The 24,334-nt window shown below is 69.8% G+C and carries 20 protein-coding genes; 2 read left to right on the top strand and 18 right to left on the bottom strand.

The window, feature by feature from the left end; all coding sequences use genetic code 11:
• Positions 1-28 precede the first annotated feature (28 nt).
• Entirely contained in the window at positions 29-2,374 is a 2,346-nt protein-coding gene (locus OG948_RS24225; protein WP_406298487.1) for a hypothetical protein, read from the bottom strand.
• A gap of 515 nt (positions 2,375-2,889) precedes the next feature.
• On the opposite strand from OG948_RS24225, the gene OG948_RS24220 reads away from it, so the two are divergent.
• Entirely contained in the window at positions 2,890-5,949 is a 3,060-nt protein-coding gene (locus OG948_RS24220; RefSeq protein WP_406298486.1) for a LamG-like jellyroll fold domain-containing protein, read from the top strand.
• A 370-nt stretch (positions 5,950-6,319) separates the two neighbouring features.
• On the opposite strand, the gene OG948_RS24215 is transcribed toward OG948_RS24220, so the two are convergent.
• The 4 genes from OG948_RS24215 to murA form a co-directional block, all read right to left on the bottom strand.
• Positions 6,320-8,305 carry a protein meaA gene (locus tag OG948_RS24215; RefSeq protein WP_406300330.1) on the bottom strand — a complete coding sequence of 662 codons (1,986 nt, stop codon included), beginning with the start codon at positions 8,303-8,305 and terminating at the stop codon, positions 6,320-6,322.
• Positions 8,306-8,656: 351 nt separating this feature from the next.
• Positions 8,657-8,962 carry an STAS domain-containing protein gene (locus OG948_RS24210; protein WP_406298485.1) on the bottom strand — a complete coding sequence of 102 codons (306 nt, stop codon included), beginning with the start codon at positions 8,960-8,962 and terminating at the stop codon, positions 8,657-8,659.
• Positions 8,963-9,252: 290 nt separating this feature from the next.
• Entirely contained in the window at positions 9,253-10,101 is an 849-nt protein-coding gene (locus OG948_RS24205; protein WP_395865970.1) for a 3-hydroxyacyl-CoA dehydrogenase family protein, read from the bottom strand.
• Between the two features lie 112 nt (positions 10,102-10,213).
• Positions 10,214-11,494, bottom strand: coding sequence for a UDP-N-acetylglucosamine 1-carboxyvinyltransferase (murA, locus tag OG948_RS24200; protein ID WP_395865972.1), 1,281 nt, complete (start codon positions 11,492-11,494; stop codon positions 10,214-10,216).
• 114 nt (positions 11,495-11,608) lie between these two features.
• On the opposite strand from murA, the gene OG948_RS24195 reads away from it, so the two are divergent.
• Entirely contained in the window at positions 11,609-12,181 is a 573-nt protein-coding gene (locus OG948_RS24195) for a cob(I)yrinic acid a,c-diamide adenosyltransferase (RefSeq protein WP_395865974.1), read from the top strand.
• Positions 12,182-12,470: 289 nt separating this feature from the next.
• On the opposite strand, the gene OG948_RS24190 is transcribed toward OG948_RS24195, so the two are convergent.
• From OG948_RS24190 to glyA, 13 genes are all read right to left on the bottom strand, one after another.
• Positions 12,471-13,046: a DUF2550 domain-containing protein gene (locus tag OG948_RS24190; RefSeq protein ID WP_406298484.1), complete on the bottom strand. Its 576-nt coding sequence runs from the start codon at positions 13,044-13,046 to the stop codon at positions 12,471-12,473.
• 84 nt (positions 13,047-13,130) lie between these two features.
• Entirely contained in the window at positions 13,131-13,505 is a 375-nt protein-coding gene (locus tag OG948_RS24185; RefSeq protein ID WP_020549140.1) for a F0F1 ATP synthase subunit epsilon, read from the bottom strand.
• A gap of 206 nt (positions 13,506-13,711) precedes the next feature.
• The gene (gene atpD / locus OG948_RS24180) at positions 13,712-15,160 is read right to left on the bottom strand and encodes a F0F1 ATP synthase subunit beta (RefSeq protein ID WP_406298483.1); all 1,449 of its coding nucleotides are present in this window, start codon (positions 15,158-15,160) and stop codon (positions 13,712-13,714) included.
• 5 nt (positions 15,161-15,165) lie between these two features.
• The gene (locus OG948_RS24175; RefSeq protein ID WP_406298482.1) at positions 15,166-16,074 is read right to left on the bottom strand and encodes a F0F1 ATP synthase subunit gamma; all 909 of its coding nucleotides are present in this window, start codon (positions 16,072-16,074) and stop codon (positions 15,166-15,168) included.
• A 20-nt stretch (positions 16,075-16,094) separates the two neighbouring features.
• Positions 16,095-17,738: a F0F1 ATP synthase subunit alpha gene (gene atpA / locus OG948_RS24170; protein WP_406298481.1), complete on the bottom strand. Its 1,644-nt coding sequence runs from the start codon at positions 17,736-17,738 to the stop codon at positions 16,095-16,097.
• Between the two features lie 147 nt (positions 17,739-17,885).
• Complete coding sequence (locus tag OG948_RS24165; RefSeq protein WP_406298480.1) at positions 17,886-18,701, bottom strand: F0F1 ATP synthase subunit delta; 816 nt, start codon at positions 18,699-18,701, stop codon at positions 17,886-17,888.
• Positions 18,701-19,258, bottom strand: coding sequence for a F0F1 ATP synthase subunit B (locus OG948_RS24160; protein ID WP_395865986.1), 558 nt, complete (start codon positions 19,256-19,258; stop codon positions 18,701-18,703). The genes OG948_RS24165 and OG948_RS24160 overlap by 1 nt, the downstream gene beginning before the upstream one ends.
• Positions 19,259-19,290: 32 nt before the next feature.
• A complete protein-coding gene (atpE, locus tag OG948_RS24155; RefSeq protein ID WP_201260819.1) occupies positions 19,291-19,524 on the bottom strand; it encodes an ATP synthase F0 subunit C in 234 nt (77 codons plus the stop codon).
• 78 nt (positions 19,525-19,602) lie between these two features.
• The gene (gene atpB, locus OG948_RS24150) at positions 19,603-20,418 is read right to left on the bottom strand and encodes a F0F1 ATP synthase subunit A (protein WP_406298479.1); all 816 of its coding nucleotides are present in this window, start codon (positions 20,416-20,418) and stop codon (positions 19,603-19,605) included.
• An 87-nt stretch (positions 20,419-20,505) separates the two neighbouring features.
• A complete protein-coding gene (locus OG948_RS24145) occupies positions 20,506-20,688 on the bottom strand; it encodes an AtpZ/AtpI family protein (RefSeq protein WP_395865992.1) in 183 nt (60 codons plus the stop codon).
• Positions 20,689-20,821: 133 nt separating this feature from the next.
• Positions 20,822-21,187, bottom strand: coding sequence for a hypothetical protein (locus tag OG948_RS24140; protein ID WP_406298478.1), 366 nt, complete (start codon positions 21,185-21,187; stop codon positions 20,822-20,824).
• Between the two features lie 234 nt (positions 21,188-21,421).
• Positions 21,422-22,777, bottom strand: a complete 1,356-nt coding sequence (locus OG948_RS24135) for an MraY family glycosyltransferase (RefSeq protein WP_406298477.1) — start codon at positions 22,775-22,777, stop codon at positions 21,422-21,424.
• Between the two features lie 210 nt (positions 22,778-22,987).
• On the bottom strand, positions 22,988-24,271 hold the full coding sequence (gene glyA, locus OG948_RS24130; RefSeq protein WP_406298476.1) for a serine hydroxymethyltransferase: 1,284 nt from the start codon (positions 24,269-24,271) through the stop codon (positions 22,988-22,990).
• Between the last annotated feature and the right edge of the window lie 63 nt (positions 24,272-24,334).

The following is a 24,334-nucleotide window of genomic DNA, read 5'->3' as shown; positions in this document are numbered from 1 at the left end:
TCCGGCGCCGAGGCCGCGTTCGTCGACCTCACGTGCCTTCGCCGGCCGCCGGGGGCTGGGCCGGGGCGGATGTGCTCGGCTGGGGTGGTGTGGTCGAGGCCGGTGGGGGCGCCGACGTCGTGGTCGGGGGCGAACTGTTGCCCTGGGACGCCGAGTTGGCCGGGCTGGACGAGCGCACCGTGTTCGCCGGGGCGGTGGTCGCGGGCGGCGACTCGCGGGTCGTCGTGGTGATCGTCGAGGTCGCGCTGCCGGAGCCCGGCTTGCGGCTGCCGGTCGGGGACGCCGGCTTGTCCCGGTCGGCCTTGGGATCCGCCTCCGGGCCCCGGTTGGGCGTGTTCGGGTCGAAGGCCGCCGAGCCGGTCGAGCCGACCGGATTGCGGTGGTCGATCCTGTCCGGCGAATCCGAGCCCATCGCGACCACGGCGGCCAGGGTCAGCACCAGGACCGCCGCCGCGCCCGCCGTCATCAGCACGCCGCGACGACCGATCCCGCCGCGCGCCGCGCCGCCCGTACCGTCCGCGCCCGCCGCCGCGACCGCGACCCGGTCGCCACCCGCCAGCGCCAGCACCCGGCGGTCCGCCGCGAGTCCGCGCTTGTCCGAGCCGACGTCGCGCATCCGGGTGGCCGCGACCGCCTCCTCGCGCGCCCCCCGGGTGTCGCCGGTGCACAGCGCCAGGACGGCCAGCTCGTGCCGGAACCACGCGTGATCGGACGCCGCCGAGGCGCCCGCCTCGCGCGCCGAGGCCAGACCCAGGTCGAGCACCTCGCCCCACGTGTCCCAGCGTGCCGAGGCGCCGAACGCGGGCGCCGCCGACCGGGCCAGCGCGCGCGCCGATCCGGCCTTGCCCAGCCGCTCCGACTCGCGCAGGCAGGCCAGGATCGTGTCCGCCTCGCGGGCGATCTCCACGGGAGTGACCGAGGGGTGCGAGACCCACCAGGTGAAGTGCTGTATCGCCGCGACGGCCCAGGAGGACGGCCCGCGCACGATCGTGGCGATCACCTCGGCGGTGCCGCCGGTGAGCCGATACCGGCCGAACTCGCGCACCGCGAGCCCGGCCGCGACCAGCTCGTCGGCCGCGCCCACCGCGTCCACCGCGCCGGTCAGGGCCGGCAGGTGTACCGGGTCCGGCAGTTCGCCGTCCAAGGCGGAGGCCAGCCGCAGCACCTGTTGCGCCGACGCGGACACCAGCGGCACCAGGCGCGGTACGAACTGCCTCGGCTCGCCGGGCGAGGGCAACTCGCCCGAGCTGTCCGCCGTGCCGTCGTCGAGCAGCCCGTAGCCGGACCGCCCGCGCTCGCGCCGCCCCAGCAGCGCGCCGGCCTGCATGAACCGGCCCGGATGGCCGCCCACCTGGAACCACAGCGCGGAGGCCCAGGCGAGTTCCTCGTCGTCGAGTTCCCGCCCGGCGATCCGCCGCAGCAGGTCGAAACACGCCTCCTGCGGGAGCCCGCCCAAGGTGATCTCGTGCAGCGGCGAGTCCCGGCGCGCGATCGGATCCGCCACTTCCGGACCGGCCACCAGGAAAGCGCATTCCGGGGCGATCCGCAGCAGTTCGAGCACGTCCTCCTGGCCCAGCTCCAGATCGTCCACGACCACGAGCGCGGCCACACCGGCCAGGATGATGCCCAGTTGCCGCCGGGTCGGCCGGTACGCGGGTCCGGTGAAGCACGCGTCGTGCAACTGCTGCAGCAGGTCGTCCAGACCGCGGCGGCGCCCGTCGAGCAGGACCACCCCGTCCGGCGCCTCCGCCGGGTCGAGCGCGGCCAGGTGCCGCAGCACGGTGGTGCGACCGCTCGACGAGGACCCGCCGATCCGCACCGACGTCCCGCGCTGCAACAGGCCGGTGAGCTCGGCGATCTCCACGTCGCGGCCCAGCGGCGGCAGGTCGTTCGTGGGCACCGAACCGGGCAGCCTGGAGGTCAGCGGCGGCCGGGCTCCGGCGGGCATCGCGCTCGCGTCGGTGCCGTCCGGTCCGCCGAAGGTCAACAGCAGGTCGCCCGCGATCAGTTGCAGCGCGCCCGACCCCGGTTCGTCGGCGCCGCCCCGGTCGACTCCCGGGACCGGGCCCGACCGGTCGTCGTCGAGCCGGATCGGCTCGGCGCCACCGATGCGCGGCGCGGACGCGGACGCGCGCGCCGAGCCGGACGCGAACCCGGGCGGCTCGGCCGCCCGCGCGTCACGCTCCTCGGCCGCACCCGGGCGCGGCCCGAACAATTCGTCCAGATACGCGTCGTCGCCCCAGGAGCCGCTCGCCGACCCGCTTCCCGAATCGGCCGCGGAGCGTGCCGAGGCGTCGGCGGGGAATTCGAGCGGGTCGTCCTCGAAGCGCTTTTCCCCGTCCTCTTCCGGCCGTTCCCTGCCGCCGCCGTTCATGCCACTCCCTGTGCTCCCCGTCGTGGTTTCTCGACGCACCGGTGCGGCCGGGGACAAGTCCGGCCCCGGGGGGCGGAAACCGGTGATCAGTGTGCCGGGCGCGGCCGGCACACCGATACTCGGTGCCGGGTTCGTGACAAGATCGTTGAGCACCGACGCGTCGAGCGGCGGGGCGACCGAGCATGGGCTGCGCGTGTCCCCTCCGTACCGCGTCCCACCTTGCCACCTCCCGCCGTCGAGTGGACCGGGTCCGGGCCGACCTTCGCTCCCTCTTCACAACAACGCGCGCGCCCCCCGAGTGGTCACGGGGACGATCGCGCCGAGCTGCCCCTACCTCGCAGGCCCCCCGAACGGCCGGTACGAGCGCGCCGAAGCGCCGGCGAGCACCCACCGAGCGGCCCACGCGCCCACCGCGGCGGGCTTGGCGAAAAGTCGGTGCATGCCCGTCGAGTCGCCCTATGGTGCACAAGGGGCGCCAGATCGGTCCGGCGCACAGGGGGATCAGGGGGACTCACATGTCCGGTTCCATACGTACGCGACGCGTGGGACGGCGGGTGAGTCGGCGCGAGACCCGGCTCGCGTGCGCCGTCGCACTGCTCGCCTCCTTAGCCTTGTCCATACCCTCGGCCGGCGCGTCGCCGGCCTCGTCCGCGGGTGTCTCGGACACCTCGTCCCGCCCACCCGGTCCCGAGTTGTTCGGCTCGGCGTCCACCGCACGCGCCGCGTCCGCGCAGGCGGCGGCGGTACCGCCGAAGTTCTCCGACGACGCGGTACTGACCGGCCTGACCCAACCCGTCGATGTGGCCTTCGCCAAGGACGGTCGGGTCTTCGTCGCCGAGAAAACCGGCGTCGTCAAGGTGTTCGACTCGATCACCGACCCCACGCCCACGGTGTTCACCGACCTGCGGGCCAAGGTGCACAACTTCTGGGACCGAGGGCTGCTCGGCTTGGCCCTGGCCCCGAACTTCCCGACCGATCCGTCGGTGTACGTGATGTACACGCACGACGCGCGCCCCGGCGGCTCGGCGCCCTACTGGGGCACCGCCGGCGCCCTGGACGACGGTTGCCCGGACCCGCCCGGCGCCCAGGCCAAGGGCTGTCTGGTCACCGGCCGGATCGCCAAGCTGACCGCGACGGGCGATACGGCGGGCCCCGAACAGGTGCTGGTCGAGGGCTGGTGCCAGCAGTTCCCGTCGCACGCCACCGGCAGTCTGGGCTTCGGCCCGGACGGCTACCTGTACGCCTCCGCCGGCGACGGTGCCAGCTTCGACTGGGCGGACTACGGCCAGACCACGGCCAGTGGCCCGATCCCGGGCAAGGACCCGATCCCGGCGAACCCGTGCGCCGACGGCACCAGTCCGGTGGGCACCGTGCCGACCGCGCCCACCGCCGAGGGCGGCGCCCTGCGCGCGCAGGACTTCCGTACGTCGGGCGACCCGTTCGCGCTCAACGGCAGCATCATCCGGATCGACCCGGCCACCGGCGCCGGCGCGCCCGGCAACCCGCTCGCGGGCAACGCCGACGCCAACGCCCGCCGACTCGTGGCGGCCGGCCTGCGCAACCCGTTCCGCTTCGGCTTCCGGCCGGGCACCGACGAACTGTGGGTGGGCGACGTCGGTTGGAGCACGTGGGAGGAGATCGACCGACTCACCCCGTCGAGCGCCGCCGTGGCCAACTTCGGCTGGCCCTGCTACGAGGGCTCGTCCCGCCAGGGCGGCTACGAGTCGATCGGCCTGAACCTGTGCGCCAACCTCTACGCCGAGGGTCCGTCGGCGGTGAAGACGCCCTACTACGCCTACCAGCACGGCGCCGTGGTGGCCCCGGGTGACGGTTGTCCGACCGGCAGCGGCTCGGCGATCTCCGGTGTGACCTTCTACTCGGGGCAGCGTTACCCGGCGGCGTACCGGGGCGCGATGTTCTTCGCCGACCACAGTCGGCGCTGCGTGTGGAGCATGCTGGCCGGCCCCGACGGACTCCCGGACCCGGCCACCCGCCAGGCGTTCGTGACCAACGCGAACCCGGTCCAGCTCACCACCGGCCCCGAGGGCGACGTGTACTACGTCGGCTTCGAGGACGGCGCGATCCACCGGGTCCGCTACACCGGCAGCGCGCCGAACGCGGTCGCCTCGGCGACCCCGACCACTGGCACGACCCCGCTGACCGTGGCGTTCACCGGCTCCGCGTCGACCGACCCGGACCCGGGCGAGACCCTCACGTACGCGTGGGACCTGGACGGCGACGGAGCGTTCGACGACTCGACCGCGGCGAACCCCTCGTACACCTACACCGCGTCCGGCACGTACACCGCCAGACTGCGGGTCACCGACCCGGTGGGCCTGACCGGCGTCTCCGCACCGATCACCATCTCGGCGGGCAACGCGCCGCCGACCCCGGTGATCGACACCCCGGCCGGGTCACTGACCTGGAAGGTGGGCGACCCGATCGCGTTCAGCGGACACGCGACCGACCCCCAGGACGGCACCATCCCCGGCAGCGGTCTGAACTGGCAGATCATCATGCACCACTGCACGACGCCCAGCACCTGCCACGAACACCAGATCACCGGGCAGGGCGGCGCCTCGGGCAGCTTCACGGCGGTCGACCACGAGTACCCGTCCTGGCTCGAACTGCGGCTGACCGCGACCGACTCCGGCGGCCTGACCGGGACCACCAGCGTGCGGCTGGACCCGAAGACCGTGAACATCACGCTCGCGTCCGACCCACCGGGCCTGACCCTGGGCCTGTTCTCCTCGCAGCGCCCGGCGCCCTTCACCAGCACGGTGATCGTCGGCGGCACGTCCTCGATCGCCGCACCCTCGACCCAGGTCCTGAACGGCAAGAACTACGAGTTCGTGTCCTGGTCGGACGGCGGCGCCGCCGCACACAACATCACCGCGCCCACGACGCCGGTCACGTTGACCGCCACCTATCGCGAGATCGACGGGCCGACGCCCGGGCTGATGGCCCAGTACGGCTTCAACGCGACCGGCGGCACGATCGTCACGGACGACGCCGGCCAGGGCAACAACGGCACCGTCACGGGCGGCACCTGGGTCCCCGGCCATTCCGGCAACGCGCTCTCCTTCAACGGCACTTCGTCGATGGTGACGGTGCCGCACAGCGCCCGGCTCACACTCACCACGGGAATGACCCTGGAGGCCTGGGTCAAACCCTCGGCGATCACGAACTGGCGCACCATCCTGCTCAAGGAACGCGGCGGCGGCCTGTCCTACGCGCTGTACGCGAACGGCACCGACGCGCCCAACACGTCCATCAACACCACCGGCACCAACAACGACACCTACGCCGACGGCACCGCGCCCCTGGCCGCCGGCACCTGGGCACACGTCGCGGCCACCTACGACGGCGCCACGCTGCGCCTGTACGTCAACGGCGTCCAGGTCCGAGCCACCGCGCACACCGGCCCGATCGTCGACGCCGGCGGCGCGCTCCGCATCGGCGGCAACACCGTCTGGGGCGAATACTTCACCGGCCTCATCGACGACGTCCGCATCTACAACCGCCCCCTGACCAGCACCGAAATATCCACCGACATGACCCGCCCCATCCCCTGAAACCACCGTGCCGGACGGGCCACCCACGGCCCGTCCGGCACCACTCCCAGCCCAACTCCGGCCCGCCCGACACCAATCCCAGCGCGCCCGGCACAAACCCCGGCCCGTCCGGCACCACTCCCAGCCCGACCGGCACCAACTCCAGCCCGTCCGGCGTTTGAGGACACCCGAGACCCGAGCACCCACCAACCACCGCTCCCCCGGAACCGAACCAACCCCACTCAGCCTGTCCGGCACCCACTCCAGCCCGTCCGGCGTTTGAGGACACCGGAAAAACCGAGCACCCACCAACCGCCGCTCCCCCGGAACCCGAACCAACCCCAGCCCGTCCGGCGTTTGAGGACAAGCCACGGCCGCAAGCCGGGCAACCTCACACCGAAACCGAAGGCACCGTCGCCAGGCCGTTCGCCTCGCGGATCACCTCCACGATCCGCCCCATGATGTCCGTGATCCCGAAGTCCTTCGGCGTGAACACCGCCGCCACCCCTTGCGAGCGCAGCGTGACCGCGTCGGCGGAAGGAATGATCCCGCCCACGATCACCGGCACATCCCCGATCCCCGCGGAGCGCATACGCGAGAGCACGTCCGGAATCAGCTCCAGGTGCGACCCGGACAGGATGGACAGCCCCACACAGTGCACGTCCTCCTCCACCGCCGCCGCGACGATCTGCGCCGGAGTCAGCCGAATCCCCTGGTAGACCACCTCGAACCCGACATCGCGCGCCCGCACCGCGATCTGCTCGGCCCCGTTCGAGTGCCCGTCCAGCCCCGGCTTGCCGACCAACAGCCGCAGCCGGCCGCCCAGTTCCTCCCCGGCCCGCCGCACGGCGCCCCGCACCTCGGCCAACCCCGCGCCGTCCTGCACGCCGACCACGCCGGAGACCCCGGTCGGCGCCCGGTACTCGCCGAACTCCTCGCGCAGCGCCTGCGACCACTCGCCCGTGGTCACCCCCGCCCGGACGCACGCCAGGGTGGCCGGCATCAGGTTGACCGCCGCCGCGGCCTTCCACGACCGCGCGTCCTCGCGCAGCCGGGCCATCGCCGCGTCCACCGCCTCCGGGTCGCGCGCCGCGCGCCACGCCGCGACCTTCTCGATCGCCGAGCGCTCGGCGTCCGGGTCGGCGCTCATGATCGCCGCGTCCAGGTCCGCGGTGAGCGGGTTCTCCTCGGTGGTCTCGAACCGGTTGACCCCGACCACCACCTCCTCGCCCGCCTCGATCCGGGCCCGCCGGGCCGCGTGCGAGCCGACCAGTTGCGACTTCATGTAGCCCGACTCGATCGCCGCGACCGCGCCGCCCATCGCCTGGACCCGGTCGATCTCCGCGCGCGCGCCCGCCACCAGGTCGGCGACCTTGGCCTCGATCACATGCGAACCGTTGAAGATGTCGCCGTATTCGAGCAGGTCCGACTCGTACGCCAAGACCTGCTGGATCCGCAACGACCACTGCTGGTCCCACGGCCGCGGCAGCCCCAACGCCTCGTTCCAGGCCGGCAGTTGCACCGCCCTCGCGCGGGCGTCCTTGGACAGCGTCACGGCCAGCATCTCCAGCACGATGCGCTGGACGTTGTTCTCCGGCTGCGCCTCGGTCAGGCCGAGCGAGTTGACCTGCACGCCGTAGCGGAACCGGCGCTGCTTGGCGTCCTGTACGCCGTAGCGCTCCAGCGTCAGCTCGTCCCAGAGCTGGACGAACGCCCGCATCTTGCACATCTCCTCGACGAACCGCACGCCGGCGTTGACGAAGAAGGAGATCCGCTGGACCACGTCGCCCATCCGGTCCGCCGGCACCTGGCCCGAGTCGCGGACCGCGTCGAGCACGGCGATCGCGGTGCACATCGCGTACGCGATCTCCTGCACCGGGGTCGCGCCCGCCTCCTGGAGGTGGTAGCTGCAGATGTTGGTCGGGTTCCACTTGGGAATGTGCGAGACCGTGTACGCCACGGTGTCGGTGATCAGCTTCAGTGAGGGCCCGGGCGGGAAGACGTAGGTCCCGCGCGACAGGTATTCCTTGATGATGTCGTTCTGCGTGGTGCCGGTGAGCTTGGCGATGTCCGCGCCCTGCTCCTCGGCGACGACCTGGTAGAGCGCGAGCATCCACAGCGCGGTCGCGTTGATCGTCATCGAGGTGTTCATCTCCTCGACGGGGATCCCGTCGAGGAGTTGCCGCATGTCGCCGATGTGCGAGATCGGTACGCCGACCTTGCCCACCTCGCCGCGCGAGAGTTCGTGGTCGGGGTCGTAGCCGGTCTGGGTCGGCAGGTCGAAGGCCACCGACAGGCCGGTCTGGCCCTTGGCGAGATTGCGCCGGTACAGCGCGTTGGACGCGGTGGCCGAGGAGTGGCCGGCGTACGTGCGCATCACCCAGGGACGGTCGCGCGTGATCGGTGCGGCCTGCTCGGCCGAAACGGCTCGCTCGGCCGAAGGGGAGGGTGGGGCCGCCGAAGAGGGCGCGGCCGGCTGCGAGGGCTGAGCTGAGGGCGTCTGGCTCGCCACGGAATACCTCCGGAGGGTTCCGGACCGACCGGGGTTCGGCGACTACCGGCCTGGGCTATCCCGCTGGTCCGCTGTCACCGCGCCTGGTGCGGCCCTGCTTACCACGGAGTGTACTGACGGGTAACCCTCCCGGACAGGGTGTGTTCGACCACAGCACGCAAGTCGTCGTCCGCCCGGCCTGACACTGTGTCGCGTCGGACGACCGATTCGCCCAGGTCAGGCGGCTGCCGGTTGGCGGAGCGTGAGGATGCGGTGCAATCGGGTCAGCACCAGCACCCGGTGCACGTCCGGGTTGACGCCGATCAGAACCAGCCGGCGCTCGCGCCGGCCCGCGCGTCGATGCGCGCCGACGATCAGGCCCAGGCCGGTGGTGTCCAGGGCGGGCATTCGGGTGAGGTTGAGAATCAGGTCGCCTTCACCGTTGTCCAGCGCCTCGTGCAGCGCCAACCGGACATCGGCGGTGGCCCGCACGTCGAGCGCGCCTTCCAAGTGCAACTCGCGCGGGTCGCCCCAAACGCGCATCGTCTCCTCCTGGGGGTCCGTCCGTTCGATGACGGTTCGACTTCCCAGAAGAACACCCAAAACCCGATAATCCTCACTCATCACATCGGACTTCACTCATACAGGTGACGAATCATCAGATGATGCGCCGACTGCGCACCCGCCATCGAGCCAACGGCCGCCCCGGGCCCCGGTGATCGGGCCCGGGGCCGAGTCCGGAATCGAACCCGGCCCAGGGCCCGGATTCGAGCCCTGGAGCGGCCGTCGAGCGCCCGCCGGGCAACCCGTATCGGCGGCGCCACCGAACCGACTCAGTAGTCGTAGAAACCCTTGCCGGTCTTGCGACCCAGGTCGCCCGCCGCGACCATGCGGTTGAGCAACTCCGGCGGCGCGAACTTCTCGTCCTTGCTCTCGGCGTAGATGTTGCTCGTCGCGTTGCGCATGATGTCCACGCCGGTGAGGTCGGCGGTGGCCAGCGGCCCCATCGCGTGGCCGAAGCCGAGCTTGCAGGCGATGTCGATGTCCTCGGCGGTGGCCACGCCCGCCTCGTACAGCTTCACCGCCTCGACGGTGAGCGCGGTGATCAGCCGGGTGGTCACGAAGCCGGCCACGTCGCGGTTGACCACGATGCAGGTCTTGCCCATCGCCTCGGCCAGTTCGCGGGCGGTGGCCAGCGTCGCGTCCGAGGTCTTGAACCCGCGGACCAGCTCGCACAGGCTCATCAACGGCACCGGCGAGAAGAAGTGCATGCCCACGACCGACTCCGGCCGAGCGGTGACGGCGGCGATCTCGGTGATCGGGATCGCCGAGGTGTTGCTCGCGAGCACCGCGCCGGGCTTGCAGATCCGGTCCAGGTCGCGGAAGACGTCCTGCTTGACCTCGACCTTCTCGAACACCGCCTCGACCACGACGTCCGCGTCGGCGACGGCGTCGAGGTCGGTGGTGGTGGTGATCCGGGCGAGCGCCGCCGAGGCGTCCTCGGCGGTCATCCGCCCCTTGGCGGTGAACTTCTCGTACGAGGCCGCGATCCCGCTCAGCCCACGCTCCACGGCGGCGTCGGTGACATCGCGCAGCACGACGTCGTAGCCGGCCTGGGCGGCGACCTGGGCGATGCCCGACCCCATGAGCCCGGCCCCGATGACGGCGATCTTGTTGGTCACTGCGCTACCTCTCCAGTACACGATCCCGAGCCGACGTCCGCACGAACGTCCTTCGCCCGGGAGCGTAGCCGCAGCGGTCGCCGCCGCCGACGGACCCCTACCTGACGGCCCGTCAGAAACGCGAGGTACTCTCCGGCTCCGGCTCCCGGACGATCTTCGCGCCCAGCGACTGGAGCTGCACCTCCAGCCCGGTGTAACCGCGATCGATGTGGTGCACCCCGCTCACCGTGGTGTCCCCGTCGGCCACCAGACCGGCCAGCACCAGACCCGCCCCGGCCCGGATGTCCGCGGTCAACACCGGTGCGCCGGAGAGCTGTTCGACCCCGCGCACGATCGCGTGGTGCCCGTCGGTGCGAATCGAGGCGCCCAGCCGCAGCAGTTCCTGCAGGAAGACGAACCGCGCCTCGAAGAGGTTCTCGGTGATCATCGCCGAGCCCTCCGCGATCGAGTTCATCGCGGCGAAGAACGGCTGCATGTCGGTCGCGAACCCGGGATACGGCAACGTGACCACGTCCACGGCCTTGGGTCGCCGGTCCATCACCACCCGGAAGCCGTCCCGTACGTGCGACACCTCGGCGCCGGCCAGGGTCAGCTTGTCGAGCGCGATCTCCAGGTGCTCGGGATGCGCGTTGCGCACCGTCACGTCGCCGAGCGTCATCGCCGCGGCGACCGCGAACGTGCACGCCACGATCCGGTCCGGCACGGTGCGGTGGCGTACCGGCTTGAGGCCCTCGACACCCTCGATCTCGATCGTCGAGGAACCCGCGCCCTCGATCCGCGCGCCCATCTCGGTGAGCATCGCGCAGATGTCCACGATCTCCGGCTCGCGCGCCGCGTTGTCGATCACCGTCCGGCCCTGTGCGAGCACCGCGGCCATCAGGATGTTCTCGGTCGCGCCCACGCTCGGGAAGTCCAGCCAGACCGTGGTGCCCTTCAACCCGTTCGGCGCCTTGGCGATCAGCACACCGTGCGAGTTCTCCACGGTCGCGCCGAGCTTGACCAGCCCCTCGATGTGCATGTCCAGGCCGCGCGAGCCGATCGCGTCCCCGCCCGGATAGGCCACGTGCACCTCGCCGCAGCGCGCGAGCAGCGGCCCGAGCACACAGATCGACGCGCGCATGCTGCGCACCAGGTCGTAGTCCGCCTCGAAGCGCGGCGCGGCCGGTACGTCGATCCGCACCGTCCCGGTGGTCTCCCCCTCGACCTCACAGCCCAGCCGCCTGAGCAGCTCGCTCATGATCTCCACGTCGAGGATCCGGGGCGCCTCCTCGAGCACCGTGGTGCCCTCCGCGAGCAACGCGGCAGCCATCAATTTGAGCGCGCTGTTCTTCGCGCCCGTGATCCGCACCTCGCCGAAGAGTCGCTGACCACCTGTCACCCGGAACCTGTCCATCGGAGAATCGTACTGATTCCCGGACCCCTCCACGGACCGCGCCAAGCACGGACGAAGCGCGCTCCGGGAAGCCCTTTCGGACGATCCGCGGCGGACCGGCACTAGGGTTCGGTCATGGTCAACCTCACCCGGATCTACACCCGCACCGGCGACGACGGCACCACCGCGTTGGGCGACATGTCGCGCACGTCCAAGACCGACCCTCGGCTCGCGGCGTACGCCGACGTGGACGAGACCAACGCGGTGATCGGCGTCGCGCTGTCCCTCGGCAACCTGGACGAGGACGTCGTCGCGCTGCTGACCCGCGTCCAGAACGACCTGTTCGACCTGGGCGCCGATCTGTCCACCCCGGTCGTCGAGGACCCGAAGTACCCGCCGCTGCGCGTGGAGCAGAGCTACATCGACGCGCTGGAGACGGCCTGCGACGAGTACAACGAGAACCTGGAGAAGCTGCGCAGCTTCATCCTCAACGGCGGCACGCCCGGCGCCGCGCTGCTGCACCAGGCCCGTACCGTCGCCCGCCGCGCCGAGCGCACCACGTGGGCCGCCCTGGAGGCACACGGCGACTCGATGAACCCGCTGACGGTGAAGTACCTCAACCGCCTGTCCGACCTGCTGTTCATCCTGGCGCGGCACGCGAACCGCGAGGTGGGCGATGTGCTGTGGGTACCGGGCGCCAACCGCTGACGCGAACACACCCCGGCGTGGGGCCCGGGGGTCGCCCCCGGAACAGGCACAGCGTCCTGGCGCGGCACGCGAACCGCGAGGTGGGCGATGTGCTGTGGGTACCCGGCGCCAACCGCTGACGCGAACACACCCCGGCGTGGGGCCCGGGGGTCGCCCCCGGAACAGGCACAGCATCCTGGCGCGGCACGCGAACCCCGAGGTGGGTGACGTGCTGTGGGTACCCGGCGCCAACCGCTGACGCGCGACGGCCGGGAGCGAAGCCCCGCTGTCGGGAGCGGAGCGCCCGCCGCTAGGCGACGTTGACCCGTTGCCCCGGCGGCGCCGCTTCCAGCCAGGCCAGGAAACCGGTCAACGCGTCCTCGCTCAGCGCGAGTTCGATCCGCGCGCCGTCGTGTTCGCAGACCAGGATCACCGCGCCGGCCAGCAGCGCCAGTTCTTCCTGGCCGGCCGGTTCCCGGCGGCCGATCACGTTGATCCCGCCGCGCTGCAACACCCGGCGCGGGCGGGGCGCGTAGCTGAACACGCGGAACCACTCGATCCGGTCGCCGCTGTACCGGGCGATCCCGAAGACCCAGCCCTTGCCGTGGTCGGGATCGGCCGACGGCGCCGCCGGATCCTCCTCGGCACCGCTCCCGACCGGCTCCGGGGACGACGACGCGGCGCCCCCCGGGGCCTGGTGCCCGGGTGACGCCGCGGAGGTCGAACCGGCCTCGCCGGATCGCGATACCGGTGGCCGCATGCGCAGCGAACAGTCGAAGGTGCCGCCGGGTCGCTGGATCAGCCGGCGACGCAGCGCGAACGCCGCGACGCCGACCACCAATACGACGACAACGCCCAGAATCACGCTCAGCACGACGAGGACCATCCGGATCGACCTCCTCGTTCGCGCGTTGAGCAGTGGTCCCGGCCGTGTGTCGGTCCGGGCTCTGGTGCTGCGACTGGCTTCTGGCTAGTCCCGCCGCTGGGCGGCGAGCAGCCGCGTCTCCGCGCGCCGCTCGGCGCTGGAGTCCTGCGCCGCGCCGGCGCGCTCGAGCGCCCGCTCCGCGCGGGCGACATCGATCTCGTCGGCCAGCTCGGTGATCTCGGCGAGCAGCGAGAGATTGTTGTCCGCGAACGAGATGAACCCGCCGTGGACCGCCGCGATGACGACCGAACCGTCGGCCTGACGGATCGTCACCGGGCCTGATTCGAGCACTCCGAGAACCGGCTGGTGACCGGCCTGGATGCCGATGTCGCCGTCCGCGGTGCGTGCGATGACGATGGTGGCCTCGCCGGACCACACCTTGCGGTCGGCCGCGACCAGCTCGACGTGCAGCTCAGCCAACGTGGCTCCTCATGTCGGGTCGAAGACACGCGGGTCTTCGCCTCCGCCCTCACGGGACGGGTGGTGTTCAAGGATAGTGGCCCGGACGGGCCTGGCTCCAACCGGCTCAAACGCCGGCGGGTTTCCGGAAGGGCCGGACGGCCCTGCCGGGAACCGACACGAGGGGCGGACCCGTTCGGGACCGCCCCTCGTCGATCAGGCGATCGTCAGCCCTTGTTGAGCTCGGCGATCTTCTTCTCGAGGTCGTCCAGCCCACCGAGCATGAAGAACGCCTGCTCGGGAGCGTGGTCGTACTTGCCGTCGGCGATCGCGTTGAACGCCTCGACGGTCTCGGCCAGCGAAACGTCCGAGCCGTCGAGCCCGGTGAACTGCTTCGCCACGTGGGTGTTCTGCGACAGGAACCGCTCGATACGCCGCGCGCGGTGCACGGTGAGCTTGTCCTCTTCGGACAGCTCGTCCATACCCAGAATCGCGATGATGTCCTTGAGGTCCTTGTACTTCTGCAGGATGTTCTTGACCCGCATCGCGCAGTCGTAGTGGTCCTGCGCGACGTAGCGCGGGTCCAGGATCCGGGACGTCGAGTCCAGCGGGTCCACGGCCGGGTAGATGCCCAGCTCGGAGATCGGCCGGGAGAGCACGGTCAGCGCGTCGAGGTGCGCGAACGTGGTCGCCGGGGCCGGGTCGGTGAGGTCGTCCGCGGGGACGTAGATCGCCTGCATCGAGGTGATCGAGTGACCACGCGTCGAGGTGATGCGCTCCTGGAGGGTGCCCATCTCGTCGGCGAGCGTCGGCTGGTAACCCACCGCGGAGGGCATCCGGCCGAGCAGCGTCGACACCTCGGAACCGGCCTGGGTGAACCGGAAGATGTTGTCGATGAACAGCAGCACGTCCTGCTCCTGCACATCGCGGAAGTACTCCGCCATGGTCAGGGCCGACAGTGCCACCCGCAGACGGGTGCCCGGGGGCTCGTCCATCTGGCCGAAGACGAGCGCCGTCTGGTCGTAGACGCCCGCTTCCTTCATCTCCTCGATCAGGTCGTTGCCCTCACGAGTACGCTCGCCGACGCCGGCGAACACCGACACACCCTCGTGCAGACGGGCGACACGGACGATCATCTCCTGGATGAGGACCGTCTTGCCGACGCCCGCACCACCGAAGAGGCCGATCTTGCCACCCTTGACGTACGGGGTGAGCAGGTCGATGACCTTGATGCCGGTCTCGAACATCTCGGTCTTCGAGTCGAGCTGGTCGAAGGCAGGCGCCTTGCGGTGGATCGGCCAGCGCTCGTTGACCTCGAAGGTCGCCCGGTCCACGTCGAGGACCTCACCGAGGGCGTTGAACACGTGGCCCTTGGTGACGTCGCCCACGGGGACGGAGATCTGCGCGCCGGTGTTCGTGACGATGGCGCCGCGGACGAGGCCGTCGGTGGGCTGCATCGAGACCGCGCGCACGATGCCGTCGGCAAGGTGCTGTTCGACCTCGAGGGTGAGCGTGGTCTTGCCCTCCCCCTCGCCCTGGCCCGTGAGGTCCAGGTCGACGTGCAGCGCGTTGTACATCTCCGGCATCGCGTCGACGGGGAACTCCACGTCGACGACCGGGCCGATGACGCGGGCGACGCGGCCCGTGGCAGCGGCCGTCTCAACAGTGGCAGTCATGATGTCTAATCACTCCCCGCGGTCGCGTCGGCCAAGGCGTTGGCGCCACCGACGATCTCGCTGATTTCCTGGGTGATCTCGGACTGGCGGGCGTTGTTCGCCAGACGAGAGAGGGTCCGGATGAGGTCTTCGGCGTTCTCGGTCGCCGACTTCATCGCCCGCCGGCGGGCCGCGTGCTCGGAAGCGGCGGACTGCAGCAGGGCGTTGAAGATGCGGCTTTCGACGTACCGCGGCAGCAGCGCGTCGAGAACACCCTCGGCCGAGGGCTCGAAGTCGTAGAGCGGGAAGGGGCCGCCGGCCGGCGGCTCGTCCGTCTCCTCGACCGCCAACGGGAGCACCCGTACCGCGACCGGGCTCTGCGTGAGCATGGAGACGAACTCGGTGCTGACGAGGTGAATCTCGTCGACACCGCCCTCGTCGGTGGGCGTCACGAACGCGTCGATCAGCTCACCTGCCACCTTCTTGGCGTCGGAGTACTCGGGGCGGTCGGAGAATCCCTTCCACTGCCCGGCCAGGTCCACGTCGCGGAACTGGTAAAACCCGATGCCCTTGGACCCGATCACGTAGCGGCTGACCGTCTTGCCCTCGTCCTCGAGCAGCTTGGTGAGCTGCTCGGCGGCCTTGATGGCATTCGAGTTGTAGCCGCCCGCGAATCCGCGGTCACTGGTTACCAGCAGCACCGCGGCCCGAGTGGGCCGCTCCACCGAGGTGGTCAACGGGTGCTGCGTGTTGGAGAAGGTGGCGACCGCGGAAACGGCGCGCGTCAGCTCGTCGGCGTACGGCTTGGAGGCCGTGACGCGCTGCTGCGCCTTCACGATCCGCGACGCCGCGATGAGCTCTTGGGCGCGCGTGATCTTCTTGGTCGCCGACACGGAACGGATCCGACGCCGGTAGACCCGAAGTTGGGCTCCCATTGGTCAGGGTTCTCCGTTCTTTACTCGGACTTGGCCACGTGACGGGTGATCTTCTCCTGGCCGACGTCTTCCTTCGTCAGCCCGGCAGGCGTCACGTCCTGGATCAACGGCTCGCCGTCGAACTTGGTGAACGTCTGCTTGAAGGCTTCCACCGCGTCGGTGAGCGCCATCACGGTGTCGTCTTCCAGCTTGCCGGTCTCGACGATCCCGGTCAGCAGGGCCGCGTGCTTGTGCTGCACGTACTCGTGCAGCTCCTTCTCGAAGCGGCGGATGTCCTGCACCGGCACGTCGTCCAGCTTGCCGGTGGTGCCGGCCCAGATCGAGACGACCTGGAGCTCGATCGCGAACGGCTCGAACTGACCCTGCTTGAGCAGCTCGACCATACGCGCACCACGCTGCAGCGAGGCCTTGGAGGTGGCGTCCAGGTCGGAACCGAAGGACGCGAACGCCGCCAGCTCACGGTACTGGGCCAGGTCGACGCGAAGTCGACCGGCGACACTCTTCATCGCCTTGATCTGCGCGGAGCCACCGACTCGCGAGACCGAGATACCGACGTTGACCGCGGGGCGCACGCCCTGCAGGAACAGGTCGGACTCCAGGAAGCACTGGCCGTCGGTGATCGAGATGACGTTGGTCGGAATGTACGCCGACACGTCGTTCGCCTTGGTCTCGATGATCGGGAGACCCGTCATCGAGCCGCCGCCGAGCTCGTCCGACAACTTCGCGCAACGCTCGAGCAGACGCGAGTGCAAGTAGAAGACGTCACCGGGGTACGCCTCGCGCCCCGGCGGACGACGCAGCAGCAGGGACACGGCGCGGTACGCCTCGGCCTGCTTCGACAGGTCGTCGAACACGATCAGGACGTGCTTGCCCTGGTACATCCAGTGCTGGCCGATGGCCGAACCGGTGTACGGGGCCAGGTACTTGAAGCCGGCCGGGTCGGACGCCGGGGCGGCGACGATCGTCGTGTACTCCAGCGCGCCGGCCTCTTCGAGCGAGCGGCGCACGGACGCGATGGTCGTGCCCTTCTGGCCGATCGCGACGTAGATGCAGCGAACCTGCTTCTTCGGGTCGCCCGAGCGCCAGTTGTCGCGCTGGTTGATGATCGTGTCCAGGCAGACCGCGGTCTTGCCGGTCTGCCGGTCGCCGATGATCAGCTGACGCTGGCCACGGCCGATCGGGGTCATCGCGTCGATCGCCTTGATGCCGGTCTGCATCGGCTCGTGCACCGACTTGCGCATCATCACGCCGGGAGCCTGAAGCTCCAGCGCGCGACGACCCTCGGCCGCGATCTCGCCCTGGCCGTCGATCGGCTGGCCCAGCGGGTCGACGACGCGACCCAGGTAGCCGTCACCGATCGGAACCGACAGAACCTCGCCCGTACGACGGACCTTCTGGCCCTCTTCGATACCGCTGAAGTCACCGAGGATGACGACACCGATCTCGCGGACGTCGAGGTTCTGCGCCAGACCGAGGGTGCCGTCCTCGAACTTGAGCAGCTCGTTCGTCATGACCGAGGGCAGGCCCTCGACCTTGGCGATGCCGTCGTACGCCTCGGTGACGGTACCGACCTCTTCGCGCGCGGCCGTCTCCGGCTCGTACGAGGCGACGAAGCGCTCCAGCGCGTCCCGGATCTCCTCCGGCCGGATCGTGAGCTCCGCCATCTGGTGTCCCTGCTCTCCTAGGTGGTGGGGTTAACGGTCCGCTGTCCGTCGCTTGTCGTACGGAACCGCGGTGCTGCTGTGGGAGTCGCTGTGCCGATCCGGGGGTTTTCCCCGGGCGGACGGCGACGCCCTGTCGTCCGGTGTCTCTCAGCCGGCGAGCCGTCGGCCCGCTTCTTCGAGACGTGTGGTCACGGTGCCGTCGATGACGTCGTCACCGATCTCCACGCGGACCCCGCCGATGACGTCGGCATCGATTTCCACGTTCAGGTGGACCTCGCGGCCGTACATCCGGCCCAGCGCCGCGGCCAAGCGGGTGCGCTGCTCCTCGGTGAGAGGCAGTGCGACCGTGACCAACGCGACCATGCGACGCCGGCGATCGGCGGCGAGGCGCGCGTACGACTCGAGCCCGTGTTCAAGGTTACGGCTACGGGGATGTGCGACGAGCCTGGTGATCAGTCGCCGGGTGACGGGCTGGGCCCGTCCCTCCAGCAGACCCGAAACCAGTTCCGCCTTGCGCTCGTTCGCGACGCCCGGGTCGGTCAGGGCGGAGCGCAGCTCGCGCTCGCCCACCACGATCCGGCCGAAGCGGAACAACTCGTCCTCGAGCTCGTCGAGCTTCCCGTCGCGCTCGGCGGCGATCAGCTCGGCGGACACCGAGAGTTCGGCGATCGCGTCGACCAGGTCGGTCGGCCGCGACCAGCGCGTGCGGACGAGTCCGCCGAGCAGATCCGCCGTGGTACCGGAGATCTGGCCGGACAGGAGCTGCGTCAGGAAGGCCGCGCGGGCCTCCCCGGAGCGCGTCGAGTCGGTGAGGACACGACGCAGCGACACCGTCCGGTCGAGCAGGATGACCACGGAGTCGAGCTCCTGGGCCAACTGGACCATGTCGGTACCGGTCGCGGTCGCGAGCGCGTCCAGGCGCTCACGAGCCGCGGCGAGGGATTCCCTGCTGGCGCCCTGCATCAGCGCACCTTCTCCGAGGTCGCCGCCGCGGCGGCCTTGGTCTCCAGCTCCACGAGGAAGCGGTCGACGACCCGACGCTGACGCGCCTCGTCCTCGAGCGACTCCCCGACAATGCGCGACGCGAGGTCGACGGCCAGCCGGCCGACGTCCTGACGAAGCGCGTTCTGGGCCTGGTTGCGGTCGGCCTCGATCTGGGTGTGGCCGGCGGTGACGATCTCGTCCTTGATCCGCTGACCTTCGGCGCGCATCTCGGCGATGGCGACCGCACCCTGCTCGCGGGCGTCCTCCGTGAGGCGACCGGCCTCACGACGGGCTTCGGCGAGCTGGTCGCGGTAACGCTCCAGCTCGGCCTGGGCCTCGGCCTGCGCCTCTTCGGCGCGCTTGAGACCGCCCTCGATGGCGTCCGTACGGTCCGCCAGCGTCTTCGCGATCTTGGGAAGGAGCATCTTCCACAGGAAGCCGAAGACGATGAGGAACGCCACGCCACCGATGATGATCTCGTCGAGCGGCGGGAGAAGAGGGTTCATCTTCTCTTCGCTGTTGGCGAGGAAAATCACGGTGTGAGGACCTTCCGTCCGTAGCGGATGAATCAGGTGCCGTAGACGAACGGCATGACGACGCCGATGAGCGCGAGCGCCTCGGCGAGGGCGAAGCCCAGCAGCATGTTCTGGCGGACCAGACCGGCAGCCTCGGGCTGACGGGCCATGGCCTGGACACCGTTACCGAAGATGATGCCGATACCGATACCGGGGCCGATGGCGGCGAGGCCGTAACCGATGGAACCGAGGCTGCCCGAAACGCCTTCGGCGGCGAGGTTCATCATGGGAACTGATCCTTTTTTCGAGGCCGATGGACGATCCACCGGACGACGGTCGAGGAGAGGGAAGGTCTGCGGGGTCTCTCAGTGCTCGGATTCGAGCGAGCTGGAGATGTAGGAGGCCGCGAGCAGCGTGATGATGTACGCCTGCAGCGCCTGGATCATCAGCTCGAACGCGGTCAGAATGACGACCACGATGAACGAGGTCGCCGAGAAGAGCGCCCCGATGTGGAAGCCGAGCAGGTACCAGGCGCCGACGCTGAAGGTGACGATCAGCATGTGTCCGGCGAACATGTTCGCGAACAGTCGGACCGCCATGGTGAACGGCCGGGTGATCAGACCCTGGAGCAGTTCGATCGGCGCGAGGAGGAAGTAGATCGCCTTCGGCAGACCGGGCGGGAACATCATGTTCTTGAAGTAACCGACGAAGCCCTGGTTCTTGATGCCCAGGACCAGGTAGGTCACGTACACGACGCCGACGATCGATGCCGGGAAGGCGATGCGTGAGGTCGCGGGGAACTGGGCGAACGGGATGATCGCCATCACGTTCATGACCCACACGAAGAAGAAGATCGAGAACAGGAAGGGGACGTAGGGGTCGCCCTTCTTGCCCATCGTCTCCCGCGAGATGTTGTCGCGAACGAACAGGTAGCCCAACTCGCCGACGTTCTGCGCGCCGCGCGGCACCATCTTGGGCTTGGCGAACGCACTCCAGAAGAAGCCGATCACCAGCAGCATCGAGATGAGCGCGAGCAACATCGGCTTCGTGAAGTCGAAGGCCCCGATGGAGAAGATCGGCTTGAACTCGAAGACGTTCAGCCCGGGCGAGGGGAAGCCGCACCCGGAGAACAGGTGACATCCGCTCTCGCTGGCGAGCGTCTGGACGTCAGCAGTCACCACCGACTCCTTCGTCGTGAAGCATGTTTTCGGCTACCTCGATGTGTCGGCGTGGCGAGGGGCCACGGAGCGGCACGCAACAGGGCCCGGTCAGGAGGACCTGCCGTGGCGGACAAAGACAAGAACAAGGGCCAGAGCGATTCCGACGACCAGGCCGATCGGCAGGAACAGTGCGGAGTGGCCGGTCCACCGGTCGATCAGCCAGCCGATTCCGCCGTAGACGAGCATCCCGCTCAGCAGATAACCGACACTCGACCATGCGGCACCGTCCATCGCCCGATTCTCTCGGTCCGGTGGACGGGGGCCTCTCTCGCTCATGACGCCCCGGACATTAGCAGTACCGGCGTCGCGTCTACATACCCGGCCCGCGAACCCCGTGTCGCTCGTGTCCGGCGTCGGTCGTATGTCATCGCTCTCCGTCCGGTTCGACGTAGGCGATCTTCAGTCGGGTGAAGATCCACACCTGCGAGGCGACCCAGACCAGCGTGGCCCCGAGGATGGTGAGTCCGAACACCTTCGTGTCGAACGCCTTGGTGTCCTTGAACAGGAACAAAACCAACCCCAACAGCAGGATCTGCACGATGTACGTGAAGAGCGCCATGTTCATCATCATGAGGGGGTTGTTGCGCGAGATACGCCCGATCGCCAACTGGCCGATCGCGAAGAAGACCAGGACGACGACAGTGGCGAGCACCGCGCCGAGCAATCCTTTGCCACCGGCCGCGAAGAAGGCCGCGATGGCCGCGATTACCCCGGCCCCGGTCGTGCACACGACCGAACCTCGGAGAAGGCGGACGTCATTGGCCTGCATGTCGGTGACTCCGGCATCAGTGGGGGGCAGAGGCGGATCTGTCGCCCGAGCACACGCTCGGGACGACGCAACGCTCGGGAATGGCCGTGGGGGATCAGAACCCTCGTTGCTGGGGGTTCATCGGCCGTTGATCCTGGTTCGTGAACGCTATCACAAACTATTTGAGCAGAGCTTTACCCGTTCGTGTGTACAAGCTCACAGCCTTCCACCACCCTTTCGCGCACCCCTGCCCGCAGGCAAATGCGCTGGTGGGGTGGGGTTTTGCGGATGACGTGTGGAGCCTGTGGCGCCTGTGGCGGATGCTCCGTTCAGCCGTACGCCGTCTGATTCGCCGGGAACCATCCGATCGACCGGAACGTTCGCGCCGCGCCGCCGCCGGCGCATCCGCCGATAGCGCGGCGGGACCACGTTGTACAGCTCGGTCGGCACGTGCGGCTTGAACCTCGGCAACATCAGGAACACCAGGCCGATGGCGATCAGACCCAGACCCACGTACACGATCGGACGCCGCTCCGGGCGGACCGAGATCAGCACCGTGAACGACGCGATCAGGCCGGACCAGAAGTACATGATCAGCACCGCGCGGCTGTGCGAGTGGCCGATCTCCAGGAGCCGGTGGTGCAGGTGGCCCTTGTCCGCCGCGAACGGCGAGCGCCCCGCCCAACCGCGCCGGCCGACCGCCATCACCAGGTCCATCAGCGGCACCACCAGCACCGCGAACGGCAGCACCAGCGGAATGTAGACGGGCACCAGCTTGTGCGTGGTGAAGGACATCGAGCCGTCGCTCTGCGCCGCGATCGCGTCCGGGTCGATCCGGCCGGTCACGGTGACCGCGGCGGCGGCCAGCATCAGGCCGATCAGCATCGAGCCGGAGTCGCCCATGAAGATCCGCGCAGGGTGCAGGTTGTGCGGCAGAAAACCCACGCACATCCCGATCAGCAGCGCGGTGAACAGCGTCGGTGCGGCGGCGCCCGAGACGCCGTATCCGAACCACAGCCGGTACGAGTAGCCGAAGAAGGCCAGCGCGGCGATGCACACCATGCCCGCCGCGAGGCCGTCCAGGCCGTCCACGAAGTTCACCGCGTTGATCGTGATGACCACTATCCCGATGGTCAGCAACGTGCCCTGGGTCGGCGTCAGGCTCACCGTGCCGTAGCCGGGGATGGGCAGCCACAGGATCACGATGCCCTGCCAGACCATCACGCCCGCGGCGAGCGCCTGACCGAGCAGCTTGATGATCGCGTCGACGCCCCATTTGTCGTCGATCACCCCGAGCACCGAGATCAGCGCGCAGCCGGACAACAACGCCTGTACGTCGGTCGAGGCGGTGAACACGTCCTCCAGCACCGGCAGATGCCGGGCGACCAGCAGACCCGCGCACAAACCGCCGAACATCGCCAACCCGCCCAGGCGCGGGGTCGGCTCCTTGTGCACGTCGCGCGCGCGGATCTCGGGCATCGCGCCGGCGGCGATGGCGAACCGGCGGACCGCGCCCGTCAGCAGGTAGGTCACCGCGGCGGCGACGAACAGCGTGAGCAGGTATTCGCGCAAGACTCAACCGTCCCCGGCTTCGGCACATCCCAGCGGCAGCACGGGCTTCAGACTAGACGTGCCGCCGCTCCCCGGGAGAATCGCCGAACCTTCACCGGCGAGGGACGATCGCACTGTGCTCGGTGGTGCCACCACCGGCCCGTCGCCCCACACGTAACCACAGTCTCCCTGGTCCCAGCCACCCCGGGCCGGGATTGCCCGGTGGGCGACTCAGCGGCGCGGGTAGGCCGGATGGGTCGCCACGAGGTCGCCGACCGCCGCACGCACCTCGCGCAGCACGCTCTCGTCGTCCTCACGCGCCGCCCGACCGATCAGCAGGGCGATCTCCTTCATGTCCGTCTCGGTCATCCCCTGCGTGGTCACCGCGGCCGTGCCGACCCGGATCCCGGAGGCGATCATCGGCTTCACCGGATCGAACGGGATCGCGTTCTTGTTCAGCGTGATGCCCGCGCGTTCGCAGCGGCGTTCCGCGTCGCTGCCGCTGACCCCGATCCCCCGCAGATCCAGCAGCGCCAGGTGGGTGTCGGTGCCCCCGGAGACCGCCCGCATGCCCTCGGCCTGCAAACCCTGCGCCAACGCCTGCGCGTTGGCCACCACGCGGCGCGCGTACACCCGGTACGCCGCCCCGGCCGCCTCGCCCAGCGCGACCGCCTTGGCCGCCACCGAGTGCATGTGCGGCCCGCCCTGGCTGAACGGGAACACCGCGCGGTCGATCCGGTCGGCGAGTTCCTCACGGCACAGGATCAGCCCGCCGCGCGGACCGCGCAGCACCTTGTGCGTGGTGCACGTGACGATGTCCGCGAACGGGATCGGCGAGGGCACCGCGTCACCCGCGACCAGACCGATGAAGTGCGCCGCGTCCACCATCAGGTAGGCGCCCACCTCGTCGGCGATTCGGCGAAATGCCGCGAAATCGACAAGCCGTGGATACGCGGTGGCGCCGCACACGATCAGCCGGGGCCGATGCGCCCGGGCCAGGTCCCGGACCTGGTCGTAGTCGATCCGCTCGTCGCTCTCGCGCACCCCGTAGGCGACCGCGTGGAACCAGCGGCCGGAGAAATTCACCCGGGAGCCGTGGGTGAGGTGGCCACCGTGCGGCAGCGACATGGCCAGGATCGTGTCGCCCGGCGCCAGGACCGCCGCATAGGCCGCCAGATTCGCGGCGGTGCCCGAGTGCGGCTGCACGTTGGCGTGCTCGGCGCCGAACAGGGCCCGGGCCCGGCGCACCGCGAGCTCCTCGGCGCGGTCCACCTCGGCGCACCCGCCGTAGTAGCGCCGTCCGGGATAACCCTCGGCGTATTTGTTGGCGAGCGTGCTGCCGAGCGCGGCCAGCACCGCCGAGGAGGTGAAGTTCTCGCCGGCGATCAACTGCAGACCGCCGCGTTGCCGGGCCAACTCGCCCAAAAGCACCTCGGCGATCTCCGGGTCCGCCTCGCACAGGGCGGCGAAGTCCGGTCCCCAGAAGGGAGTTGACGTGGAGTCGGGAGTGCCCATGGCACTGCTCCTCAAGGCCGCAGGGACCTCTCCACCATATGCCGGGGGTCGGGACACGGACAG

It is taken from the genome of Embleya sp. NBC_00888 (genome assembly GCF_045207655.1).
In the GTDB taxonomy this organism is placed as follows: Bacteria; Actinomycetota; Actinomycetes; order Streptomycetales; family Streptomycetaceae; genus Embleya.
This window is presented reverse-complemented; position numbering and strand designations above follow the sequence as displayed.